This window comes from Methyloversatilis thermotolerans, from assembly GCF_000372885.1.
In the GTDB taxonomy this organism is placed as follows: domain Bacteria; phylum Pseudomonadota; class Gammaproteobacteria; order Burkholderiales; family Rhodocyclaceae; genus Methyloversatilis; species Methyloversatilis thermotolerans.
Genome location: NZ_KB889967.1, coordinates 300,904 through 323,408 on the forward strand (window position 1 = coordinate 300,904; position 22,505 = coordinate 323,408).

General features: G+C 66.2%; 14 protein-coding genes and 1 other RNA gene. 4 read left to right on the top strand and 11 right to left on the bottom strand.

The window, feature by feature from the left end:
• The gene (locus A3Q7_RS19125) at positions 1-2,967 is read left to right on the top strand and encodes an EAL domain-containing protein (RefSeq protein ID WP_157278050.1); all 2,967 of its coding nucleotides are present in this window, start codon (positions 1-3) and stop codon (positions 2,965-2,967) included.
• Here the strand turns inward: A3Q7_RS19125 and A3Q7_RS0101265 are convergent, their stop codons facing one another.
• Positions 2,968-3,645 carry a phasin family protein gene (locus A3Q7_RS0101265; protein WP_018410035.1) on the bottom strand — a complete coding sequence of 226 codons (678 nt, stop codon included), beginning with the start codon at positions 3,643-3,645 and terminating at the stop codon, positions 2,968-2,970.
• Positions 3,646-3,720: 75 nt separating this feature from the next.
• On the bottom strand, positions 3,721-5,277 hold the full coding sequence (locus A3Q7_RS0101270) for an acyl CoA:acetate/3-ketoacid CoA transferase (RefSeq protein WP_232417765.1): 1,557 nt from the start codon (positions 5,275-5,277) through the stop codon (positions 3,721-3,723).
• A gap of 699 nt (positions 5,278-5,976) precedes the next feature.
• Here A3Q7_RS0101270 and clpB point away from each other — a divergent pair.
• From clpB to A3Q7_RS0101285, 3 genes are all read left to right on the top strand, one after another.
• Positions 5,977-8,565 (top strand): ATP-dependent chaperone ClpB, encoded by a 2,589-nt coding sequence (gene clpB, locus A3Q7_RS0101275; protein ID WP_018410037.1) that lies wholly within the window; start codon positions 5,977-5,979, stop codon positions 8,563-8,565.
• A gap of 212 nt (positions 8,566-8,777) precedes the next feature.
• Positions 8,778-10,487 (top strand): glycerophosphodiester phosphodiesterase family protein, encoded by a 1,710-nt coding sequence (locus tag A3Q7_RS20185; RefSeq protein WP_018410038.1) that lies wholly within the window; start codon positions 8,778-8,780, stop codon positions 10,485-10,487.
• Positions 10,488-10,631: 144 nt separating this feature from the next.
• A complete protein-coding gene (locus A3Q7_RS0101285; protein WP_040570738.1) occupies positions 10,632-11,612 on the top strand; it encodes a tRNA dihydrouridine synthase in 981 nt (326 codons plus the stop codon).
• A gap of 305 nt (positions 11,613-11,917) precedes the next feature.
• Here the strand turns inward: A3Q7_RS0101285 and A3Q7_RS19135 are convergent, their stop codons facing one another.
• The 9 genes from A3Q7_RS19135 to A3Q7_RS0101325 all read right to left on the bottom strand — a co-directional run bounded on the left by A3Q7_RS19135 (position 11,918) and on the right by A3Q7_RS0101325 (position 22,373).
• A complete protein-coding gene (locus tag A3Q7_RS19135; protein ID WP_232417766.1) occupies positions 11,918-12,634 on the bottom strand; it encodes a mechanosensitive ion channel domain-containing protein in 717 nt (238 codons plus the stop codon).
• A gap of 173 nt (positions 12,635-12,807) precedes the next feature.
• Positions 12,808-14,166 carry a GGDEF domain-containing response regulator gene (locus A3Q7_RS0101295; protein ID WP_232417768.1) on the bottom strand — a complete coding sequence of 453 codons (1,359 nt, stop codon included), beginning with the start codon at positions 14,164-14,166 and terminating at the stop codon, positions 12,808-12,810.
• Positions 14,167-14,187: 21 nt separating this feature from the next.
• Complete coding sequence (locus A3Q7_RS0101300; protein ID WP_018410042.1) at positions 14,188-16,509, bottom strand: ATP-binding protein; 2,322 nt, start codon at positions 16,507-16,509, stop codon at positions 14,188-14,190.
• A gap of 1 nt (position 16,510) precedes the next feature.
• On the bottom strand, positions 16,511-17,431 hold the full coding sequence (locus tag A3Q7_RS0101305) for an ABC transporter substrate-binding protein (protein ID WP_018410043.1): 921 nt from the start codon (positions 17,429-17,431) through the stop codon (positions 16,511-16,513).
• A gap of 276 nt (positions 17,432-17,707) precedes the next feature.
• The gene (locus A3Q7_RS0101310) at positions 17,708-19,393 is read right to left on the bottom strand and encodes a flagellinolysin (protein ID WP_018410044.1); all 1,686 of its coding nucleotides are present in this window, start codon (positions 19,391-19,393) and stop codon (positions 17,708-17,710) included.
• 354 nt (positions 19,394-19,747) lie between these two features.
• Positions 19,748-20,109, bottom strand: a transfer-messenger RNA (tmRNA) gene (gene ssrA, locus A3Q7_RS20380).
• A gap of 28 nt (positions 20,110-20,137) precedes the next feature.
• Complete coding sequence (gph, locus tag A3Q7_RS0101315) at positions 20,138-20,800, bottom strand: phosphoglycolate phosphatase (protein ID WP_018410045.1); 663 nt, start codon at positions 20,798-20,800, stop codon at positions 20,138-20,140.
• Positions 20,793-21,509, bottom strand: coding sequence for a bifunctional 2-polyprenyl-6-hydroxyphenol methylase/3-demethylubiquinol 3-O-methyltransferase UbiG (gene ubiG / locus A3Q7_RS0101320; RefSeq protein WP_018410046.1), 717 nt, complete (start codon positions 21,507-21,509; stop codon positions 20,793-20,795). The genes gph and ubiG overlap by 8 nt, the downstream gene beginning before the upstream one ends.
• Before the next feature lie 123 nt (positions 21,510-21,632).
• A complete protein-coding gene (locus A3Q7_RS0101325) occupies positions 21,633-22,373 on the bottom strand; it encodes an OmpA family protein (protein WP_018410047.1) in 741 nt (246 codons plus the stop codon).
• Positions 22,374-22,505 lie beyond the last annotated feature (132 nt).

Genomic DNA, 22,505 nt, shown 5'->3' on the forward strand with positions numbered 1-22,505 from the left:
ATGGCCTCGCGGGCGGGATCCGGATCGGGTGCGCACGCGGGGCACGCGCATCCGCGCCTCTGGCAGCCCGACCGTTACCGCTTGCCGTGGCTGGGCGCGTTGCTGCTCGCGGGGCTGCTAGCCTGGTTCAAGCCGGCGTCCCTGTCCCGGCTCGATCTGTTGCTGCATGACGTGATGACCGAGGTGGTGGCGACGGCGCCGCCGGTGCAGGCGGAACTGGACGAGCGCTGGCCACTCATCGTGGCGATCGACGACGCGAGTGTGCGCGCGCTCGGAGCGTGGCCTTGGCCACGCCAACGCCACGCCGAGCTGGTGGAGCGCCTGTCGCGTGCGGGCGTGTCGGGGATCGCCTATGCGGTGATGTTCGCCGAACCGTCCGCCGAACCGGCCGGCGACGCGGCACTGGTCGAAGCCGTGCTGCGGGCGGGCAATGTGGTGCTGCCGGTCGCACCGGTGGCGCGCGAGGGGGGCGGGGTGATGGCGCTCAAGCCCTGGCCCGCGCTGATGGCGGCAGCGGTCCGCTTGGGTCATGTCGACGTCGAGGTCGATGCCGATGCCCTGTCGCGCCGGCTCTACCTGCAGGCGGGCGTCGGCAGCAGCACCTGGCCGGCACTGTCTCTGGCGCTGGCTGACCTGTCGCGGCTGACCGGGCCGGCTTCCGCCTATGGCGCGCGCCGGCCGCCGCACACGCCCGCGGCCGGGCAATCCGGCCTGTGGGTGCGCGATAACGAGGTGATCGTGCTGCCCGGCCAGCCGTGGCCGGTGCCGCGCATTTCGGCGCTCGATGTGCTGCGCGGATCGGTGCCGGCCCACGTGCTGCGCGGGCGCAACGTGCTGGTGGGTGTCACGCTGACCGGTGCCGGTGGCGAGCTGGCCACCCCGCTGTCCGGCCTGTCCGCACCGATGCCGGCGGTCGACTTTCATGCGCGGGCCTATTCGGCGCTGCAGGCAGCCACCACGACCGCGCCGTTGTCGCCGCTGTGGATGTGGCCGCTGCTGCTGGGCGTGCTCGCGGCGCTGTGGTGGCGAGCGCCCCGTTTGCGGCCGGTGGACGCGGTGGCAGTGGCGCTTGCAGTTGCGACACCGCTGCTGCTGAGCGCTGCACTGCTGGCACTGGCACGAATATGGCTCAGCCCGACGCTGGCAGTCGCGGCATCGTTTCCGGCGGCCCTCGCCTGGGCCCTGATAGGCAGCGCCGATCTTGCCCGGCGTCTGGCCAGGGCGAACGCACGTGCCCGGATCACGCTGGGTGCCATCTCGGACGCCGTGCTGCAGTTCGACCAGCGACTGTCGGTCTGTTACATGAATGCCCGTGCCGAGACACTGTGCGGATGCACGCTGCGTCAGGTGCAGGGATGCGGCCTGGACGCTCTGCCGGCGCTGACCGGACCGCTGGGCCGTGCGCTGGATGAGTTGCTGCGCCGCTGCCGCGACGAGGCGCGGCTGCAGCAACCCGGCAGCCACCTTATGAAACCGGCCGGTCCCGACAGCCCGGCACGCGCCTTGCGGCCGGTCGCCACCCCCTTGTTCGATGCCATCGGTCGTGTGGATGGCGTGGTGCTGGTGCTGAGCGATGTCACCGACACCGTGGCCGCCGCCGAGAAGCTGGCCTATCAGGCGACCCACGACGCGCTGACCGGTCTGCCCAACCGCCTGTTGCTGCGTGACCGGTTGCGCCAGGCGCTGGTCCAGCGCCGCAGCGGCCTGGTGGCGGTACTTTTCGTCGACCTCGATCGTTTCAAGCGCATCAACGACAGCCTGGGCCATCAGCAGGGCGATCAGGTACTCACCACGCTGGCGTCACGTCTGCGCGCCGTGTGTCGCGCGGGCGACACGGTGGCGCGCTGGGGCGGTGACGAATTCATGATCATCCTGCAGGGTCTGGTCGATCGCGATGCGGTCACCCGCGTGGCGTCCAAGGTGATGCAGGCTGTGGGTGAGCCGATCACGCTGGACGAGGTCGATTTCCGCTTCACCTGCAGCATAGGCATCGCCATCGCGCACGAAGACAGCGACGACGCTGACGTGCTGTTCGCGATGGCCGACACCGCGATGTACCGCAGCAAATCGCAGTCCGGAGCCGCCATCCATTTCTACGCCCAGGACATGAGCGCCGGCACGCGCGACTGGATCGAACTGGAAGCGGATCTCCGGCTCGGTCTGGAGCAAGGTCGTTTCGAGGTGCATTACCAGCCGCAGTACGAACTGGCGACCGGGCGACTGGCCGCTTTCGAGGCCCTGCTGCGCTTCCGCCGGCCCGATGGCGTGCTCTTGCCGCCGTGCGATTTCATGACGGTGGCCGAGGAGTCCGGACTGATCGAGGCGATCGGCGACTGGGTGCTGCACGAGGTCACTTTCCAGATCGCCGAATGGTCGCGCCAGGGCTACCGCGTGGTGCCGATCGCGGTCAATGTGTCGGCGCGGCAGTGCCTGGGCCGTTCGCTGGTGCGCCGGGTCGAACATGCGCTGCACAGCTCGCGCATCGCACCGTCCCTGCTGCGTCTGGAACTGACCGAAACGACGGCGATGGGCGACGTCGATCATGTGGCCACGCTGCTGGCCGACATCCGCGCGTTGGGCGTCAGCCTGTCGGTGGACGATTTCGGCACCGGCTATTCGTCACTGTCCTATCTGAAGCGCTTCCCGATAGACGAACTGAAGGTGGATCGCTCTTTCGTGCGCGATCTGGTGAGCGACAGCGACGACGCCGCCATCGTGCGCGCCACCATCGCGCTGGCGCACGGGCTCGGCATGCGCGTGGTGGCCGAGGGCGTCGAGGACGTGGAACAGCTCAACATGCTGGCCGGGCACCACTGCGATCTGGTGCAGGGCTATCTGTTCTCCAAGCCGGTCGACGCGCACACCGTGGTCGAGGAAAACCTGTTGCCCATGCATGACGAGGATGCGGCCGGCTCGCCGGCCGCAGGGCCGGCGGGCAAAGCGGCGCGCGCGGAACAGCGGCCCTGATCAGGTCTTGCGGCTGCGCGCCGCAGCAGGCTTGGCAGCGGGTGCGGCCGGCGCGGTCTTCGCGGCCGGCTTCTTGGATGGCGACGCCTTGGCCGCCGGCTTGCGGGCGGGGGCCTTTTTCGGTGCGGGGGGCTTGACCGCATCGGCAGCCGGTGCCTCGGCAGAGGGCGTGGCGGCGCGCGTGGCGGCGGCTGCCACCGTACCGAACTGCTGGAAGGCGGTGCGGGTGGCAGAACTGATCTGCTCGAAGGCGAGACGGGCCTTGTCCATGGCATCCTGCATCGAACCCATGGATTTCTGGCTGCTGATCGGCATGCCGGCAAGCAACTTGCGCAGACTGTCCATCAGGTCGGTGCCGCCGCTGTTGAGCTGTTCGCCGACCAGACGGCCGAACTCGGCCTGGGTTTCCGCGGTGATGTCGGCGATCTGCCGCGCGCAGGCGAGCATCTTTTCGGTGGTCGAGCGCGCCAGCCGCGCGCGCAGTTCGACCTGCGCCGACGGTTCGCGCGATTCGGATACCGCGCGCGCATTGGCCACGCTTTCCTCGAACAGCGCCCGCGCCGTTTCGACCTGCAGCTGCATGATGCGCTGCGAGTTATCCATCGACATCTGTGCCAGCCGCATCGCGGCTTCGATGTTTTTCTTCTGCAGCTCGGACATCTGTTCGGTCTTGCTCATCGTGCGGAACTCCTCTCCAGGAAAAGAACGCGGTGCCAACCGTCCATCGGTCGGCGCGGCGACCGGCCCATGCGCTCAACACGCATTGTGCCGCCACAGCGCCGCCAGCGCCATGCGCGCCGGCCCGAATATCGCGGGCAGCATGCCCGCCGGCGAGCCGGACATGCCGGGCAGGAAATCCATGTGCGCCAGGACGTCGCGGTGCAGATCGATGCCGGGCGCGATTTCCAGCAGTTCCAGGCCGTCGTCGGCCAGCCGGAACACGCACCGCTCGGTCACGTACAGCACCTGCTGGCCGCGTCGCCGCGCTTCGCGGCCACTGAAGCTGCGGTGCTCCACCGCCTGCACGAACTTGCGTGCGCGTCCTTCGGCGATGATGTGCAACTGACCATCGCGCACCGCGATGTCGGCATCGCCGGCGGTGAAGCTGCCGACGAACACCAGCCTGCGCGCGTTCTGCGAAATATTGATGAAGCCGCCTGCACCGGCCAGCCGGTGTCCGAAGCGCGACACATTCACATTGCCTTCGCCATCCACCTGGGCCATGCCGAGGAAGGCGATGTCCAGACCGCCGCCGTCGTAGAAATCGAACTGGTAGGGCTGATCGATCACCGCCTGCGTATTCACCGCCGCGCCGAAATCCAGGCCGCCGGACGGTATGCCGCCGATGACGCCGGGTTCGGCGGTCAGCGTGACCCGGTCAAACACCCCTTCTTCCGCCGCCACGGCGGCCACACCTTCCGGCATGCCGATGCCGAGGTTCACGACATCCCCGGCGCGCAGTTCAAGCGCGGCGCGGCGCGCGATCACCTTGCGCGTGTCCAGCGGCATGGTGGGCAGCGTGTCCGGCGGTACGCGCACTTCTCCCGCATAGGCCGGGCTGTAGCCAGTGGCGAAGGTCTGCTGGTGATGCTCCGGTGGCGCGACGACGACGCAGTCGACCAGCACGCCGGGTACCTTGACCTGGCGCGGATTCAGCGCACCGCGCTCCACCGTGCGTTCGACCTGCACGATGACCAGGCCGCCGCTGTTGTGTGCCGCCATCGCCACCGCCAGCGCTTCCTGCGTCAGTGCCTCGCGCTCCATCGTGACATTGCCGTCGGCATCGGCGGTGCTGCCGCGCACCAGCGCGACATGAACCGGGAAGGCGCGGTAGTACAGCCACTGTTCGCCATCGATGGTGACGCGGCTCACCAGTTCGCGCGTGGTGCGCGCATTCATGCGGCCGCCGCCATGCAGCGGATCGACGAAGGTGTCCATGCCGACGCGGGTGAGCTGGCCGGGTCGATGCGCGGCAATGTCGCGGAAAAGCTGTGAAATGACACCTTGCGGCAGATTCCACGCCTCGATCTGGTTGCTCACCGCGAGTGCCTGCAGCCGCGGCACCAGCCCCCAGTGGCCGCCGATCACGCGGCACACGAGGCCGGCATGGCCGAAGTGGTTCAGCCCGCGGTGCTTGCCGTCGCCCTGGCCGGCGGCATATACGAGAGTGAGATCGCGCGGTGCGCCGGTGGCCAGGAAGCGCTGTTCGACCGCGATCGCCAGATGTTCGGCGAAGCCTATGCCGACGAAACCGGTGGTAGCCAGCGTCGCGCCATCCGGAATGCGCGCGACCGCCTCGTCCGCGCTCATGATCTTGCCCGCGTCCGTCATCCGCTCGCCCTCGCCATGACTTGCGGCTACTTTACCTGAGCCGGCGGCCGGCACACGCCGCGTCGCGACCTGGGGGGCGCTCCTACGGAAGCCCGCCTTGACTGCGAACGAACCCGGGGTGCCCAGGAGCGAGCGCCGCTCGCGACACCACCCTCAACCGAAGCCGCCGGCCCGTGTTTGCCGCTGGCCCTCACCCGGCGCTGCACGCCACCCTCTCCCGCTGATGCGGGCGAGGGTCACATCGGCGACGGCGCCTGCCTCCCCTCGCCCACATCAGTGGGAGAGGGGCCGGGGTTGAGGGCGAGCGGGCTTGCCCGAGATGCAGCTTCGAACGAAGCCGGCGGCCTGCATAAGCCGTATCGCGGCCAGAGGCCGCTCCCACAAGAACTCGCCCGGACCCCGAATGCAGCCGCTTGTCAGGCCCACCAAAGCGCGCCCGGATCGCGAACGAGCCGGAGTTTGGTGGGAGCGGGCTTGCCCGCGATGCAGCTTCGAACGAAGCCCGCGGCCTGCATGCGCCATGCGGCGACCCGGAGGGTGCTCGTGCAAGCGCGCGCCGAGCGCGCATGGCGCCGGGGTATTGTCAGGGCCGGAATTTGACGCACATCAGGCCGGGGGCTGTTGAAATGCGGTCGGATTGCCCCAGATAGCGACCAGACAAAGTTCACGGAGGCGTTCATGCGTTTCGACAAGCTCACCACCAAGTTCCAGCAGGCGCTGGCCGATGCCCAGAGTCTGGCGGTCGGTCGCGACCACCAGTACATCGAGCCGGCCCACCTGATGCTCGCGTTGCTGAACCAGGACGATGGCGCCACTGCTTCGCTGTTGCAGCGTGCCGGCGTCAATGTGCCGCCACTGAAGAAATCGCTGGATGAGGCGCTGTCGCGCATCGCCACGGTGGAAGGCCACGGTGGCGAGGTACAGATGGGGCGCGACCTGAACAATCTGCTCAATCTCGCCGACCGCGAGGCGCAGAAGCGCGGCGACCAGTTCATCGCGTCGGAAATGTTCCTGCTCGCCGCCACGGGCGACAAGGGCGAGCTGGGCCGGGTGCTCAAGCAGGCGGGTGTCGAGCGCGCCGCGCTGGAAAAGGCGATCGAACAGGTGCGCGGCGGCTCGTCGGTCGGTTCGGCCGAAGCGGAGGGCGCGCGCGAGGCGCTGAAGAAGTACTGCATAGACCTGACCGAGCGCGCCGCCGCCGGCAAGCTCGATCCGGTGATCGGCCGCGACGACGAAATCCGTCGCGCCATCCAGATCCTGCAGCGGCGCACCAAGAACAATCCGGTGCTGATCGGCGAACCGGGCGTGGGCAAGACCGCCATTGTCGAGGGACTGGCGCAGCGCATCGTCAATGACGAGGTGCCGGAAACGCTCAAGGGCAAGCGCGTGCTGGTGCTGGACATGGCCGGCCTGCTGGCCGGTGCCAAGTTCCGCGGCGAATTCGAGGAGCGGCTGAAGAGCGTGCTGAACGAGGTGGCCAAGGACGAAGGCCGCATCATCCTGTTCATCGACGAAATCCATACCATGGTCGGTGCCGGCAAGGCCGAGGGCGCGATCGACGCCGGCAACATGCTCAAACCGGCGCTGGCGCGTGGCGAACTGCACTGCATCGGCGCCACCACGCTGGACGAATACCGCAAGTACATCGAGAAGGACGCCGCGCTGGAGCGACGCTTCCAGAAGGTGCTGGTGGACGAGCCGACGGTGGAGGCGACCATCGCCATCCTGCGCGGCCTGCAGGAGAAGTACGAACTGCACCACGGCGTCGACATTACCGACCCGGCCATCGTCGCCGCGGCCGAGTTGAGCCACCGCTACATCACCGACCGCTTCCTGCCGGACAAGGCGATCGACCTGATCGACGAGGCGGCTGCGCGCATCAAGATGGAAATCGATTCCAAGCCGGAATCGATGGACAAGCTCGACCGCCGGCTCATCCAGCTCAAGATCGAGCGCGAGGCGGTGAAGAAGGAGAAGGACGAGGCGTCGATCCGCCGGCTCGGCCTGATCGAGGAAGAGATCGCCAAGCTGCAGAAGGAGTATTCCGATCTCGAAGAGATCTGGAAGGCCGAGAAGGCGCAGGTGGTGGGCAGCGCGCACATCAAGGAAGAGATCGACAAGGTGCGGGTGCAGATGGCGGATCTGCAGCGCAAGGGCCAGTTCGACAAGCTGGCCGAGCTGCAGTACGGCAAGCTGCCGCAGCTCGAGGCACAACTGAAGCAGGCTGAAAAGGGTGGCAGTGATGTGAAGCCGCAGAACAAGCTGCTGCGAACCGAAGTCGGCGCCGAGGAAATCGCCGAAGTGGTGTCGCGCGCGACCGGCATTCCGGTGAGCAAGATGATGCAGGGCGAGCGCGACAAGCTGCTGCACATGGAAGACCGCCTGCATCAGCGCGTGATCGGTCAGGACGAGGCGGTGCGCCTGGTGTCGGACGCGATCCGTCGCTCGCGCGCCGGCCTGTCCGACGAGAACCGCCCCTATGGCAGCTTCCTGTTCCTCGGCCCGACCGGTGTCGGCAAGACCGAACTGTGCAAGACGCTGGCCGAATTCCTGTTCGATTCGGAAGAGCACCTGATCCGCATCGACATGAGTGAATTCATGGAAAAGCATTCGGTGAGCCGGCTGATCGGCGCGCCGCCGGGCTATGTCGGCTATGACGAAGGCGGATACCTGACCGAGGCGGTGCGGCGCAAGCCCTACAGCGTCATTCTTTTCGACGAGGTCGAGAAGGCGCATCCGGACGTGTTCAATGTGCTGCTGCAGGTGCTGGACGACGGTCGCATGACCGACGGCCAGGGCCGCACTGTGGATTTCAAGAACACGGTCATCGTGATGACCTCCAATCTCGGCAGCCAGATGATCCAGCAGATGGCGGGGTCCGATTACGGCGTCGTGAAGCTGGCGGTGATGGGCGAGGTGAAAACCTTCTTCCGTCCGGAATTCATCAACCGGATCGACGAGGTGGTGGTGTTCCATGCGCTGGACGAACGCAATATCCAGAGCATCGCGCGCATACAGCTCGGCTATCTGGAGAAGCGGCTGGCCAAGCTGGACATGGGTTTGCAGGTGTCCGATGCCGCGCTGGCGGAAATCGGCAAGGCCGGTTTCGATCCGGTGTTCGGTGCGCGGCCGTTGAAGCGGGCCATCCAGGAGCACATCGAGAACCCGCTGTCGAAGAAGATACTCGACGGCAGCTTCGGTCCGAAGGACGTCGTCGTGGTCGATGCCGACGCGAGCGGGCACATCAGCTTCCGCAAACCGAACTGATGTGCGGCAACGGTCGCCGGCCACAACGGCGATCGTTGCAGCGGCCGCGTCACATGGTCCATACGGACCATGTGCGACCACACGCGTACGCCGAATGGATCATGAATCCGGCGCGGCCCGCATGACGCGGCTGTAACCGGGCGTCCATAGACTTTCTGGCCGCGCAGGCATTCCGCCGGCGCGGCTTTCTTGTCTGTGGAGTGTCCCGAGTCATGAACCATCGTCACCGTCCGCTGCGTCCGCACCTGCTCGCAGCGCTCATGTCCGTCTGTATCGCCGGTACCGCCCAGGCGGCCGGCAATGCCGCCGCCTATGCGTCCAGCGTGCTGGCATCCGATCCGCTTGCCTACTGGCAACTCGACGCGGTTGCGGGACAATTGAGCGGTGTCGACGCCAGTGGCAACGGCCTGAATGCCACACCCTTGGGCAGCGGCAGCCTGGTGAGCGGTCTGTTCGGCGGCGCGGCGGCCGGTGGCGGCAATTACCTGAAGGCGCCGTCCATTCCGTCGCTGACCGGCAGCAATGCGGTCACCATCGAGGCGTGGATCAAGCTCGATGCGCCGCTCGGTTCCATCGGCGAGAGCTTTGCCGGCATCTATGACAGTTCGCAGGACCACTATGCGCTCTATCTCGATCGCGGCAACGGCGAACTGCGCTTCAAGGTCACCACGGCCAACGGCTACGCGGAGCGCCCGGGTGCGTCGTCCTACATCGTGAACAAGAAGCAGGGCGAGTGGATACATGTGGTGGGCATGCTGGACCCGAACGATGCGGCGGGCGCATCGGCCAAGATCTATGTCGACGGTGTGCTGCGCGATCGCCATACCGCTGCGAAGCTTGCTTCCACCCTGCCCGCGGGTCAGGCCGCCGCAATCGCTGCCGACTGGAACGCCGGCAAGCCGAACCGCCTGTACGAGTTGGGGGGCGTGGATCAGGTGGCCATCTACGACCGCGCGCTGAGCGAGTCGGAAATCCGCAGTCATTTCGAACTGGGCAGCGGTCGGAGCTTCATCGCGTCGGCGCCGCGCCCGACCAGCGTCGCTGAAGGATTCGAGGTGATTGCACATCGCGGCAATTCGATGTTCGCGCCGGAAAACACGCTGGAATCCAACCGCCAGGCCATCGCGCTCGGCGCCGACCGCTTCGAGACGGACGTCTGGGTGACCAAGGACGGTATCGCGGTGAACATGCACGACGGCACGACCACGCGTACCACCGGCGTGAACCGCAGCATCGCCAACAGCACGCTGGCCGAACTCGAGGCGCTGTCGGCCGGCTACAGCGATGTGTTCGGCGATCGCTATGCCGGCGAGAAGATTCCGACGCTGGTCGAGACACTGACCCTGGCGCGCGATGCCGGAGCCAAGGTGGTACTGGATACCAAGGATGCCAAGGCAGGCGCGGCGATCGCGCGCGCGGTCGAGGAAACCGGCTTCGACCTGCGCAACGCGGTCGCCTTCGGCTGGAGCGACGCGTCGGTGGCCGACCTGGTGACTCATCTCGACGGTGCCGAGGTGTTCCACCTGGGCTTCTTCTCGACCTTTGTCGCGCGCGGCTCGCTGGATGCGCGCGGAGACTATCTCGATGCGCTGAAGGCGGCCGGTGTGGATGGGCTTGCGCTGTCATTCGCCGATCTGCTGAGCCAGGGCGAACCGCTGTGGGGCGATCTGCTGGCGCTGGCGGAGAGCCGCGAACTGCGGGTGTTCACCTGGACGGTGAACGAGGCGGAAACCATGGCCGACCTGATGTCGATGAGCGCCACGCGCGTGATCGACGGCAAGACCGTGGTCGGACGCCTGTCCGGCATCATCACCGACGATCCTGCGACCGCGCTGGCACTGGTGTCCTCGGTGCCCGAACCCGGGAGCTGGGCGATGTTCCTGCTCGGCGGTGCCGTGCTGCTCATGCGCCGCCGCCGCTGAGCGGCCGGCTCGCCGTTGCCGGGCCGGGTGCAGGATAATCGGCGCCTTTGCCGCCGTTTCCTGCAACCGATGTACCCAATGGATCAGGCCGGTGCTGTCGCACCGGCCGTATCTCGAGCTGCGCCCCGCCTGCTGCTCGCGCCGATGGAAGGGCTGCTCGACGCGCGCCTGCGCGCCGTGGTGACGTCGCATGCCGGCTACGACTGGTGCGTCACCGAGTTCATACGGATCACCGGCAGCGTGCTGCCGGCGCGCAGTCATCTGCGCGTGGCGCCCGAACTGGCCAGCGGCTCGCGCACTGCGGGCGGTGTGCCGGTGCGTGTGCAACTGCTGGGGTCCGACCCGGGCAGCCTGGCCGACAATGCGGCGCTGCTCGCCACGCTGATGCCGGCAGGTATAGACCTCAACTTCGGCTGCCCGGCGAAGACCGTGAACCGGCATCGCGGCGGCGCGGTTCTGCTGGACGAGCCGGAGCTGATGCACCGCATCGCCTCTTCCGTCGATCGCGCGATTGCCGGTCGCCTGCCTTTCACGGCCAAGATGCGGCTGGGCGTGCGCGATGCCTCGCGCGCCGTCGAGGCCGCGCAGGCGCTGGCCGATGGTGGCGCACAGATGATCGTCGTGCATGCGCGCACCAAGCTTGATGGCTATCGGCCGCCGGCGCACTGGCCGTGGATTGCGCGCATCGCCGAGGCGGTGCGGGTGCCGGTCATCGCCAACGGCGAAATCTGGACGGTCGAGGACTATCTGCGCTGCCGCAGTGAAAGCGGCATCGGCGACGTGATGCTGGGCCGTGGTGCGGTGGCGGATCCGCTGCTGGCCGGCCGTATCCGCCGCCATCTCGCCGGACAGGACGCGAGCATGAACCGCGATGACTGGTCGCGCATCGCGCCGGGCCTTGCCGATTACTGGCAACGCGTACTCGGCCATGTCGAGCCGCGACATGCGGCCGGACGCCTCAAGCAGTGGTTGAACCTGTTGCGCCGGCATTATCCGCAGGCGGAGCAGCTCTATCAGCGACTGCGCACGGTGCGGGACAACGCCGAGGTCGGTCGCTGCCTTGCAGATCAGGCTGGCGCAGTCACGCTGCCCGGCGCGTCGGCGGTCGCGCTTTCCAGTTTCTGAAGATAGGTGGACAGCACGCGCTGCTCGACCTGTAGCCGGTTTTCGATGCGGGTCGGGAAGGCGGCGACGAGCTGCGCGCCCTTTTCAACCTGAAAACCTCAGTTGATCGGCATCGTGGGTGCGGTTGGCGGGGTGTACGGCAAGGCGCGAGGACGCGGCAGGATGGCGCCCTGCAAGGACGAGCAACGCGGCCGGGCGCCGCGCCGGCCGTGCACGCGAGGTCGAAGCGGTCTCACCTGGAGGGCGAGCGACGCAAACCGACAAATCTCCATGATGGGTAGAGCTTTCGGCTTCATGGCAAGCGGTCAACTGAGGTTTTCAGGTTCATGCGACAGGTCGATGAATACGCGGGGTCGCGCCGAGGGCAGGCGGCTCCAGTGCACATCCTCCAGGTCCAGCAGTGCCTGTTCCGCTTCGTCGACCCAGGGCGCGCAGACCTCCTGTGCCGCCTGTTCCAGCAGGACGCGCTGTGCCAGACAGTGCACAGGATCGCCGATGAACAGTCGCACCGTGGTCAGCACGTAGTGTTCATGCGGCGTCACCCGCAGCGTGCCGGTCAGGATGCTGCTGTGCTGCAGCAGCACGCGGGTGCCGGTGATGAGATCGGCGTCGCCGCTGGCATCGAGCACGGTACTGAGGAAGCGGATGTCGGCCACCCGTCCGCGCAGCCCACCGACTTCGATGAAGTCGCCCACCTGGTAGGTCCGCGTCAGGAACAGCACGCCGCCGCCCAGCGCGGAAATCAGGATGTCCTTGGACACGATGAGCGAGGCGCCGGCGACCGCTGCGAGCGGCAGCGACGACTGGTCGCCACCCAGGGTCCAGGTGAGTCCGATCAGCGCCAGACCGCACATGAGCGCGATATTGCGTATGGTTACCCATGCCTGTTTGCGTTCGGCGGGATTTTCGAAGCGCGCAGCGGCGATACGGCGGGCCGTCCGGGTGAGCAGGGCGGCGAGCGCGAGGATGACGGCGGTGACCACCATCTTGGTCAGCAGTGAGGGGTCTTGCGGAATGTTCACGACGGACGCAGCAGAAAGGAAAAAGCGATAGGTACCGCGGTCGGGCGGCGCAAGGCAAGTGCGTTGCGCCGTTCGCTGAGGGCCTCCGGGCCGCTGGACAGTCTGCGGCGCACGGCCTCGAGCGGTCGACTTCGCGGGGCAGACGGGCGGAGCATCCGTGCGGGTCGCCGCGGTCAGGCGCTGTCGCCGTGGGCTGTGCCGGCGTCGGCGTCAGCGTCGGCATTCGGCGACGACAGTCGGCTCACGCGCAGGAAGCGGTTGCGCCCGGCGCGCTTTGCCCGGTACATCGCGTCGTCTGCCGATTCGAGCAGCCGTGCCGCGTTGTCCGCGTCGTCCGGGTAGAGGGCCACTCCGATGCTTGCACCGATCCGTGCGTTGCCGCCATCGAGCGCGACCGGTTCGCCCAGCCGGGTGATGATGCGCGCGGCGGCCTGGCTTGCGCTGTCTGCCGCATCGGCATCCAGCATGGGCATGAGCACCACGAATTCGTCGCCGCCCAGCCTGGCCACCGTGTCCTCCGCGCGCAGATCTCCGTTCAGGCGGCGGGCGACTTCCATCAACAGTTGATCGCCGGCGGCATGACCATGCTCGTCATTCACCTCCTTGAAGTGATCGAGGTCGATGAACAGCAAAGCCACCCGTGCTTCACGGCGTTGCGCCTGCTTGAGCGCCTGTGCCAGACGCTCCAGAAGCAGGGCGCGGTTGGGCAGGCCGGTCAGCGCGTCGTGGCTGGCGCGATACATCAGGGCCTCGTCGGCCAGGCGCTTTTCGGTCACGTCCATCAGGAAGCAGGCGATACAGTGCCGGCCGTCAATGTCGATGCGGTTGTGGGTGATGTCGGCGTGGAACAGCACGCCGTCCTTGCGCTGCATCAGCACGCCCTCCAGCCGCCCGTGGTCCTGCGCGGCGCAGCGGGCGAGCTGTTCGACATTGGCCGGATACAGCTCGCCCGGCTGCAGATCGCTCCATTCCAGCCTGAGCACCTCGGCGTGCTCGTAGCCCAGCATGTGGCACAGTGCCGGATTGGCATCCATGCAACGCCGGCTTTCGCTGTCCACGATGAGGATGCCTTGTGCCGACGTTTCGAACAGCATGTCGGCGCGCCGTGTCGACTCGCGCAGCCGGCGTGCGATGTCGGCGGTGCGCAGGAAGTAGCGGATGCGGTGCGGCAGAAGCGTCCAGCTGATCGGTTTGGTCAGGAAATAGGTGGCTCCGGCGGCGAATGCGCGCCGTACCGATTCCTCGTCGTCGCCAGCGGTCATGACGATGATGGGAAATTCATCGCCGACATCTTCATGACGCAAGCGGGCGCATGTACGGTAGCCATTCGCGCCGGGCATGTAGACGTCGAGCAGCACGATGTCGGGCTTGTGTTCGGCGAACGCCTCCTGCGCCGCCAGACCGTTGTCTACGCTGATCACCCGCATGCCCTCCGCTTCGAGCACCTCGCCGGTGAGCATGCGGATGGCCGGGTCGTCGTCGGCGACCAGCACCAGCGGCATTCCATGTTCAGCGCGCACTTGCACGGTCATCGACATCTCCCGTCCATGGCTTCAAGGTAAGGTCTGCGTATCGGGCAGATGTTGCCGCAGCGCAAGCGCCGCTTCATCGAACGCGTTGTGCATGGCATGCGCGAGCGCGGCAAAGTCGCCGCCGGTTGCCGTGTCGTCCACGGCGCGACGTTCCAGCTCGCTGGCGAGCGAGCTGAGCAGGGCGGCGCCGATGTTGGCGGCGCTGGATTTGATCCGGTGGGCGGCCTCGCGGATGTCGTCGGTACGGTTGCCCGACACACCCTGATCGATGCGGGCAAGCAGCCCCGGCATTTCCTTCATGAACAGGGCGACCGTGCGTTCCACCAGCCGGCGTTCAGCGGCCAGCCGCAGCGAAGCGATCTGGGCGAGCGGCACCGGATCGATCACCGGGGGTTCCGCACCGCTGTCCGTGGCGTCATCCGCGCTGATCAGTGATGCCTGCGGGCGCCAGCGCAGCAGCAGTTCGACCAGGCTGCGCAGGTCAAAGGGCTTGGCGAGGTAATCGTCCATGCCGGCCTCGATGCAACGTGCCCGGGTGTGGCTGCCCACATCCGCCGTGGCGGCGATGATGGGGATGCGCCGGCCCGGCGCTTCCGCGGCGCGGATGGCCCGCGTGGCCTCGAATCCGTCGGTATTGGGCATATGGCAGTCCATCAGCACGAGGTCGACCTGTCCGCGTGCGCATGCCTGCACGGCCTGGGCGCCGTCCTCGACCACCATGACTGAACAGCCCGAGTCGCCAAGAAGCGAACACGCAACTTCCTGATTGACCGGATCGTCCTCGGCCAGCAGTACGCGCAGTCCGGTCAGCGGTCCGCTGGCATCGGCTGGCGGGTCGTCGGGGGCGCGCACCGGAGTACGTGCCGCTTCGAGATTCAGTTCCAGAGTGACCGCAGTGCCCTGCCCCGGGGGGCTCTCGAGGCTGAATCGCCCTCCCATCAGGTCGACCAGGCGCTTGACGATGGACAGCCCCAGTCCGCTGCCACCGTGGCGCCGGGTGGTGACGCCATCTGCCTGGGTGAATGGCTCCTGTATGCGCGCGAGCTGGTCGTCGGCAATACCCGGCCCGGTATCCTCGATGCGCAGGATGATGTGCCGTTGCGATATGCCGGCCGGATTGGTTTCCGCATGCCCGGCTTCGAGCAACAGGCGGACTTCGCCGCGCGATGTGAACTTGATCGCGTTGCCGAGCAGATTGAGCAGTATCTGCAGCAGACGCGTCGGGTCGGCATGCACGGGCACAGGTGAAACGGGACGCGCGTACTGGATGCGCAGGCCCTTGCTGCGGGCGCTGCCTTCCAGCGTATCGATCGCGTCGTCGATGACGGCGCGCAGGTCGATGTCGACCTTTGACAGGGTGAGGCCGCCGCCGTCGATACGCGAGAAATCGAGCAGGTCGTCGATCACGGCGAGCAGGCCGCGTCCGGCGCGGCGTATCCGGTGAACATATGCGGTCTGACGGCCGTCCAGACGCGTGCGCAGCAGTACCTCGCTCATGCCAAGCATGGCGTGCATCGGCGTGCGTATCTCGTGGCTCATGATGGCCAGGAAGTCCGATTTGGCGCGGTTGGCCTGCTCCGCCGCGTCGCGCTGGGTGCGCAGCTCGGTCTGGTGCCCTTCTATTCGGTCGAGCAGATGGTTCACGCTGCGAGCGACGCGATCGAGCTCTCCCGCAGCCTGCACCGGCAGTCGGGTACAGGCCTCGTCTCCCGGTTGCATGCGTTCGAGCAGATCGACCATGCGGTTGAACGGACGCAATACGAAACGCGACAACATGAAACCGAGCAGCATCAACGCCGACACCAGGATGAGCACATCCAGCGCACCGGTCACGAGCATGAGACTTCGGCTTTCGCGGGCGATCACCTCCTGGCGGAATCCGACCACCACGTCGGCAATCTCTTCACCTCGCGGATCGGTGACCGGGGCCGTCACCACATGAGTATGTGTGGACGGATCCGCGAAGCGGGTCGCACCCGAGGCCAGTTTCGCGTTCAGCGCATCGGGAATGTCGGGCACTGCGTGGTCGGTGACCTGCGCACTGTGGAACAGCAGTTCGCCGCGACGTGATCGCACGAAGGTGAAGGCGAGATCGGTATTGCGTTGCACCGCCTCCGCACATTGACGCTCGAACCCCTGGAGTTCTTCCAGCGCGATGCCGAGAAACAGCACGCGTTCGAGCTGGCCGGCCACGACACGTGCGATCGCCTGTGCCCCTGTTGCATGCGAGGCCGTTTGAGCCCGCGTGAAGAAGTATCCCGATGCCAGCATGTTGGCCAGCATGGCGCACACCAGTACCGCAGAGGCGATCAGTACGATGCGAAGACGCAGTCCGGTTCTCATGTCAGTCGCGCTGCCACTGGAAGGTCGGTACCACTTCCGACGACAACAGCTCGGATGAACGCACGGTCAGGCCTAACTGGCGGGCACGCGCCAGATTGATGGCGGGCAGCCCTTTCACGGTAGGGCGCACCGGCAGTTCGGCCGGGCTGCGACGCTCGCCCAGTATCGCCCGCGCCAGCCGTCCCGCCGCCAGCCCCTGTTCCCGTTCGGACACCGTCACGGAGCACAGTACGCCGTGGTGGACGCGGTCGATCCAGAAACTCAGATCGGGACGGCGGCTGTTGTCCGCCACCCATCGCTGCACCGTCTGATAGGGCATATTGCTGCCATCGCCACCACGCAGATTGAATATGCCCAGGTAGACGATGGCGTCCACCTGGCTTTCGCATTCGACGACCGCGGTGCGGAAGCGATCATAGTGCTCGGTGAATTCGACCCGGGCCAGTTCGATGCCCGGCAGCGCCGGCAGACCGGCCCGCATGCGCGCGAGCACGGCGGGCCAGTGCGGCGCACGGTCGCCCAGCACTGCCAGCCGGTGCGCCTCGGGTACCAGCGTGCGCAGCAGTTTCACCGATTCGACGAAATGTTCGCGTTCGAGCACGCCGGTGATGGCGCGTGCGCCTTCCAGCCCGTGTTCCGCGAGCGTGCGATTGGCGCCACTGAATACCAGCGGAATCGGCCCGTCGCCATAGTGGGAGCCGATCTGACCCAGCGCGTCGTCGTCGCTCGTGTAGATGAGGTCCGGTTTCCACTCGTCGATCACGGCGCGCGCCAGCCGGCCGCGTTCCGCCTTTGCCTGAGCGCTGGCGTGACGTTTCACATCCATCTGGAACACCCGGATGTCAGCATCCAGCGGCGCGAGTCCATCCCGGAACCCCGCGAGCTGACCGTCGGTCCAGCGCCAGGGCGAGTCGAAACTCATGACGTGGACAATGCGCGGTCGCCTCGGCGACGAGATCGCAGGCGCAGCAGCCCCGACCAGGAGGGCGGGCAGGCAGCGGCAGAAGGCGCGGCGGGTCCGGGCCGCGGACGGTGAGGTCATTTCAGATGTGATCCCGCGACCGATGACGACTTTCGGATGCGCGGACGACCGTACCGCGCGACGGAGAAATCATGCGTGAACAGTCGGCACCCTAGCGTGGGCGATGGGCTTCAGCAAGATGGCGAGGATGTGCACGAGGCGCACATCGGGCAGGACTCAGGCTGCGCGCAGCAATTGCAAGGCCAGATTGGGCATCGCATTGGCCTGGGCCAGCATGGCGATGCCGGCCTGCTGCAGGATCTGCTTGCGGGTCAGTTCGGTGGTTTCCTTCGCGAAATCGGCATCCATGATGCGCGAACGCGCGGCGCTGGTGTTTTCTTCCGAGCGTTGTGCAGCCTGCACCGCCATTTCGAAACGCGACATGACGCCGCCCAGCTTGGCGCGCTCCGCGGCGATGTATTCGATGGCCTGATCGATGTGCACGATGGCGCGCGTGGCCGAGTTGCCCAGATCGATGTCGCTCACCCCCAGATTGACTGCGCTCACGCCGCCGGTCGTGACACTGATGGTCTGGCGGGCGCTTGCGCCCACCTGGAAAGCCAACTGCTGCGTGCCGGTACCGCCGGTCAGACCGCCCGGCCAGGTGAGCTGGAAGCTGGTGAGGGGTTGATCGCTGTAACGGGTGCCGCGGTCGGTGAGGACGGTGGTCGCCGACTTCACCGCACGACCATCGGCGTCCAGACCGCCGATCGCGCCGGTGTCCGCATTGCCCAGATCCATGCTCGCGATGAAGCTCGCTGCATCGGCATTGAACTGCGTACTGAAGTCGGCCAGGCTGGCAAAGGCGCCGCTGCTTGCGTTGGTCAGCGCCTGGTCCAGCGTACTGCCTGCGTTGGCGCTCAGATAGGTCATGACATCCTTGATGCCGGTCCCGCCCGAGGCCTTGATCTGGTCGTGCATGTAGCGCACCGCAGCATAACCGGCGGAGTAGCCTGCGCTGGCAGACACGTTGTCAGCATTGAAGGCGGCAAGCAGTGTCGCCATGCCGGCGCCGCCGTTGTAGTCCACCGTCAGACGTTCGTCCGCGCCATGGATGAACTCGGCCGCACCCTCCTTGAACCAGTTGGGCAGCGCGGTGAAATTCATGGCGCGGCCCATCACCGCATGCACCATTTCGTGCGCGATGATGCGGTCGTTGTAGAACGGGGCATTGCCGCCATCCGGCAGGTTGGGTGGCGAGAAATCCGCCATGTCGATGTTCAGATACTGATCGGTCACCTTGCCGCCGGGAGCGCCAACGCCGGATACCGATGCGGCGACCCCACCGGCGCCATCGGTGAAGGTGAGATTCACGGTCAGCGATGCGCCGTCACCGTAGATGCCGTACAGATCGCCGATCAGCGACTCCGCTTCTTCCAGCCAGCCCAGTCGGAGCCCGTCGACCACGGCGCGGATGTTCGGGTCGTCGCCGCCTATGCTGCCGGTGGTCTGCGCGAACACCTTCTTGCCATTGAATTCGGTCTGTTCCGATATCTGGTTGATGCCCTGCAGCAGCGCGGCGGCCTCCTGCTGCAATGCAGCCCGGTCGCTGGCCGACAGACTGTCACTGGCGGCCTGCACCGCCAGTTCGCGTACGCGTTGCAGTGAGTCGGAGATCGAACCCATGGCCCCTTCGGTGACCTGGACCATGGAAATCGCATCGTTGATATTGCGCACCGACTGCCGTTCGCCCCGGATGAGCGCCTCCATGCGCGATCCGATGGACAACCCGGCGGCATCGTCCGCAGCGCTGTTTACCCGCAAGCCCGACGACAGTCGCTGCAAGGTGCGTGCGACACCCTGACCGCTCAGGTCAAGCTGGCGCTGCGCATTCAGCGAAAAGACGTTGGTGGCAATCTGCATGATCGGTGGTCGACAAGAATTCCCGTCTCGGGAGGACATCCCGTTCGGCTTTCTTTCGGCCACAACTGGGGAGAGCTTGAACGATGACCGACGAGTGGCCAGGAATGAATTCTCGATACGGATCAACGCGTTGCATTCGGCAACGCGTTACAGCATTCATCCGGGAATCCGTCCGGGGCGCCGGACGCTGAGATCGCCCGTGCGCGGCCAGAGTGTCGCGGCCAGTGACTACGGGCACAGGATGGTATGACGACAGTGCGCCGCGCGGCGCTGAATGGCTCTGCGGTGCCCGACGTATCGTATCGACGGTGCAAACGAAAAACCCACTGACGAATCAGTGGGTTATCGCATTCTTGGTGGAGGCGGCGGGAATCGAACCCGCGTCCGCAAGCCCTCTACAGGCAGTTCTACATACTTAGCCTGGCCATTTGATCTGACCTGGCATCCGCCGACCGGCGAGCTGATGACAGGCGATCCGCTTGGTTTTCGTGGTGCGCCACGCGGCAGAGCGCACCCTTACTTGAGCTGTTAATGGCGCTGCGACCGGTTGCCCGGCCCGACCCGCTCATCGATCGGTGCAGCGTCCGGCCTTAAGCGGCCAGAGCGTAAGATTCGTCGTTGGCGACTATCTAGTTTTCGGTTGGATTTACGAGGTACTCCGACCCTCGGTATGCCCTGCGCTGCTTCGCGACCCACGTCGAGACCAGGTCGCCCCCAGCAGTCCTTACATGGTAGCACCTTGCGCTATTGCAAGAGCGGAAGAAGTTCGAGCGGATGGTGGATGGTGTGGTCGGCGCCCCACTGCGCATGCGGCTTCGCGCAACCGAGGTAGCCATAGGCGGCCGTGACCGAGCGCATCGCGGCCGCCCGGGCGGCAATGATGTCCCGTTCGTCGTCACCGACATAGACACAGGCCTCAGGCGCCAGCCCCATGGTTTGTGCCGCCAGGCGCAAACCTGCGGGATCCGGCTTGGGGTTCGGTACGCTGTCGCCGCTGACGATGCTTGCCGCGCGATCAGTCAAGCCAAGTTGCTGCATCAATGGCTCGGTGAAGCGCGCGGCCTTGTTGGTCACGATGCCCCAGGGCAGACCGGCCGCTTCAAGCGCGGCGAGAAGTTCCGCCATGCCGTCGAACAGCCGGGTATGCACGCACAGCGCATCGGCGTAGAGCGCAAGGAAGCGTTCGACCAGAGCGGGGTAGTCCGCATGGTCGGGCGTCAGCCCGAAACCCGCGCCTATCATGCCGCGCGCGCCTGCCGACGTGTGTGGCCTCAGCTCGGCATCCGGCAAGGCCGGCCGGCCGCGCTCCATGCGCAGACGATTCAGCGCGGCCGCCAGATCGGGCGCGGTATCCGCCAGCGTACCGTCAAGATCGAACAGCACGCCGCGTATCGTGATTTCACTCATCGCGCACGCACCGCATCAGGTAGTTCACACCGGTATCGCGGCCCAGGGAATAGATCTTCGTGAACGGGTTGTAGCTCATGCCCAGGAGTTCGGCTTCACGCAGAGCGGCGGTTCTCGCGTAGCGGGCCAGTTCTGACGGTTTGATCAGCTTGTCGTATTCGTGCGTGCCGCGCGGCAGCAGGCGCAGTACGTATTCCGCACCGACGATCGCAAACAGCCAGGACTTGGCGTTGCGATTCAGTGTGGAAAAGAAAACCGTGCCGCCCGGGCGTACCAGCGCCGAGCAGGCCGCCACCGTGCTGGCCGGGTCGGGGACGTGCTCCAGCATTTCCATGCAGGTCACGATGTCATAGTGGCCGGGGCGCTCGAGTGCGTGGTCCTCGGCTGACTGGAGTCGGTACTCGGCCTTGTTGCCGGTCTCCAGCAGATGCAGGCGCGCGACCGACAGCGCTTTTTCGCTCAGATCGATGCCGGTGACCTCGGCGCCGCGCGTTGCCATGCTTTCAGCCAGGATGCCGCCGCCGCAGCCCACATCCAGCACGCGTTTGCCGGCCAGGCGGGTAGTGCGGTCTATCCAGTCCAGGCGTAGCGGATTGATGTCGTGCAGAGGTTTGAACTCGGAGTCCGGATCCCACCAGCGGTGGGCGAGCTCGGAAAACTTCTCCAGCTCGAGTGGATCGGCATTGCCTGGATTCGATTGGGTCGTCATGAGCGCAGAGACAGCGAAGAGGCCGGACGGTTCGATGAGAACTTCAATGGTAATGCGATGGCGGGACGGGACGAAAAAAAGCCCTGCACCAGGCAGGGCTTTTCCCGAACCAGCGGAACCCGATTACTTCTGGGTGCCGATGATTTCGATCTCGACGCGACGGTCAGGTTGCAGGCACTCGACCAGCTTCTTGTTGCTGCGATGTTCCTTGCCCATCTTCTTGCAGCTGTCGCCGGTCACCGGCTGCGACTCACCCTTGCCTTCGGTGTAGACGCGGTTGGCTTCGACGCCCTTGCTCACCAGATAGTCCTTGACTGCAGCGGCACGCTTCTCCGACAGGGTCTGGTTGTACTTGTCCTTGCCGATGCGGTCGGCGTGACCCACTGCGATGATCACTTCGAGTTCGATCGTGTTCAGCTTGCTGACCGCTTCGTCGATCTTGGACTTGCCTTCCGGACGGAGCACGGCTTTGTCGAAATCGAACAGGGCATCGGCAGCCAGCGTCACCTTCTGGGCGGCCGGCTTCGGAGCGGGCGCCGGAGCGGGTGCGGGTTCGGCCTTGGGAGCCGGAGCGGGTGCGGGAGCCGGCGGCTCACACACGTCCTTGGGCAGCAGATCCTTGTCGCAGGCACAACCGACTTCGGGTACGGAAGCGGCATAGGCCGGGGTCCAGAAACCGGTTCTCCAGCACAGGCCGGTGGCATTGCGGACCACGACGCCACGGGAATCGATGACGTACGGGACGTGCGCCTTGATCTTCGGGTCTACCTTGATGTCCTCGGCCGCCGAGGCGTTGATCGAAACACCGGCCGTGGAGGCCAGCAGGGCGATGAGCAGCGTTTTTTGCGTCAGTTGTTTCAGCATGATCCCCTCGTTTGAAACTTGAAGCGGTTATCGACCGGCTTGCCCGCCTGCCGGTGTTTCGACAGGACTTTCGGCGGCAAATCCGCGGAAGACTGCAGTCTTGCCGGGCGGCTATCGACGAAATCAAGGCCA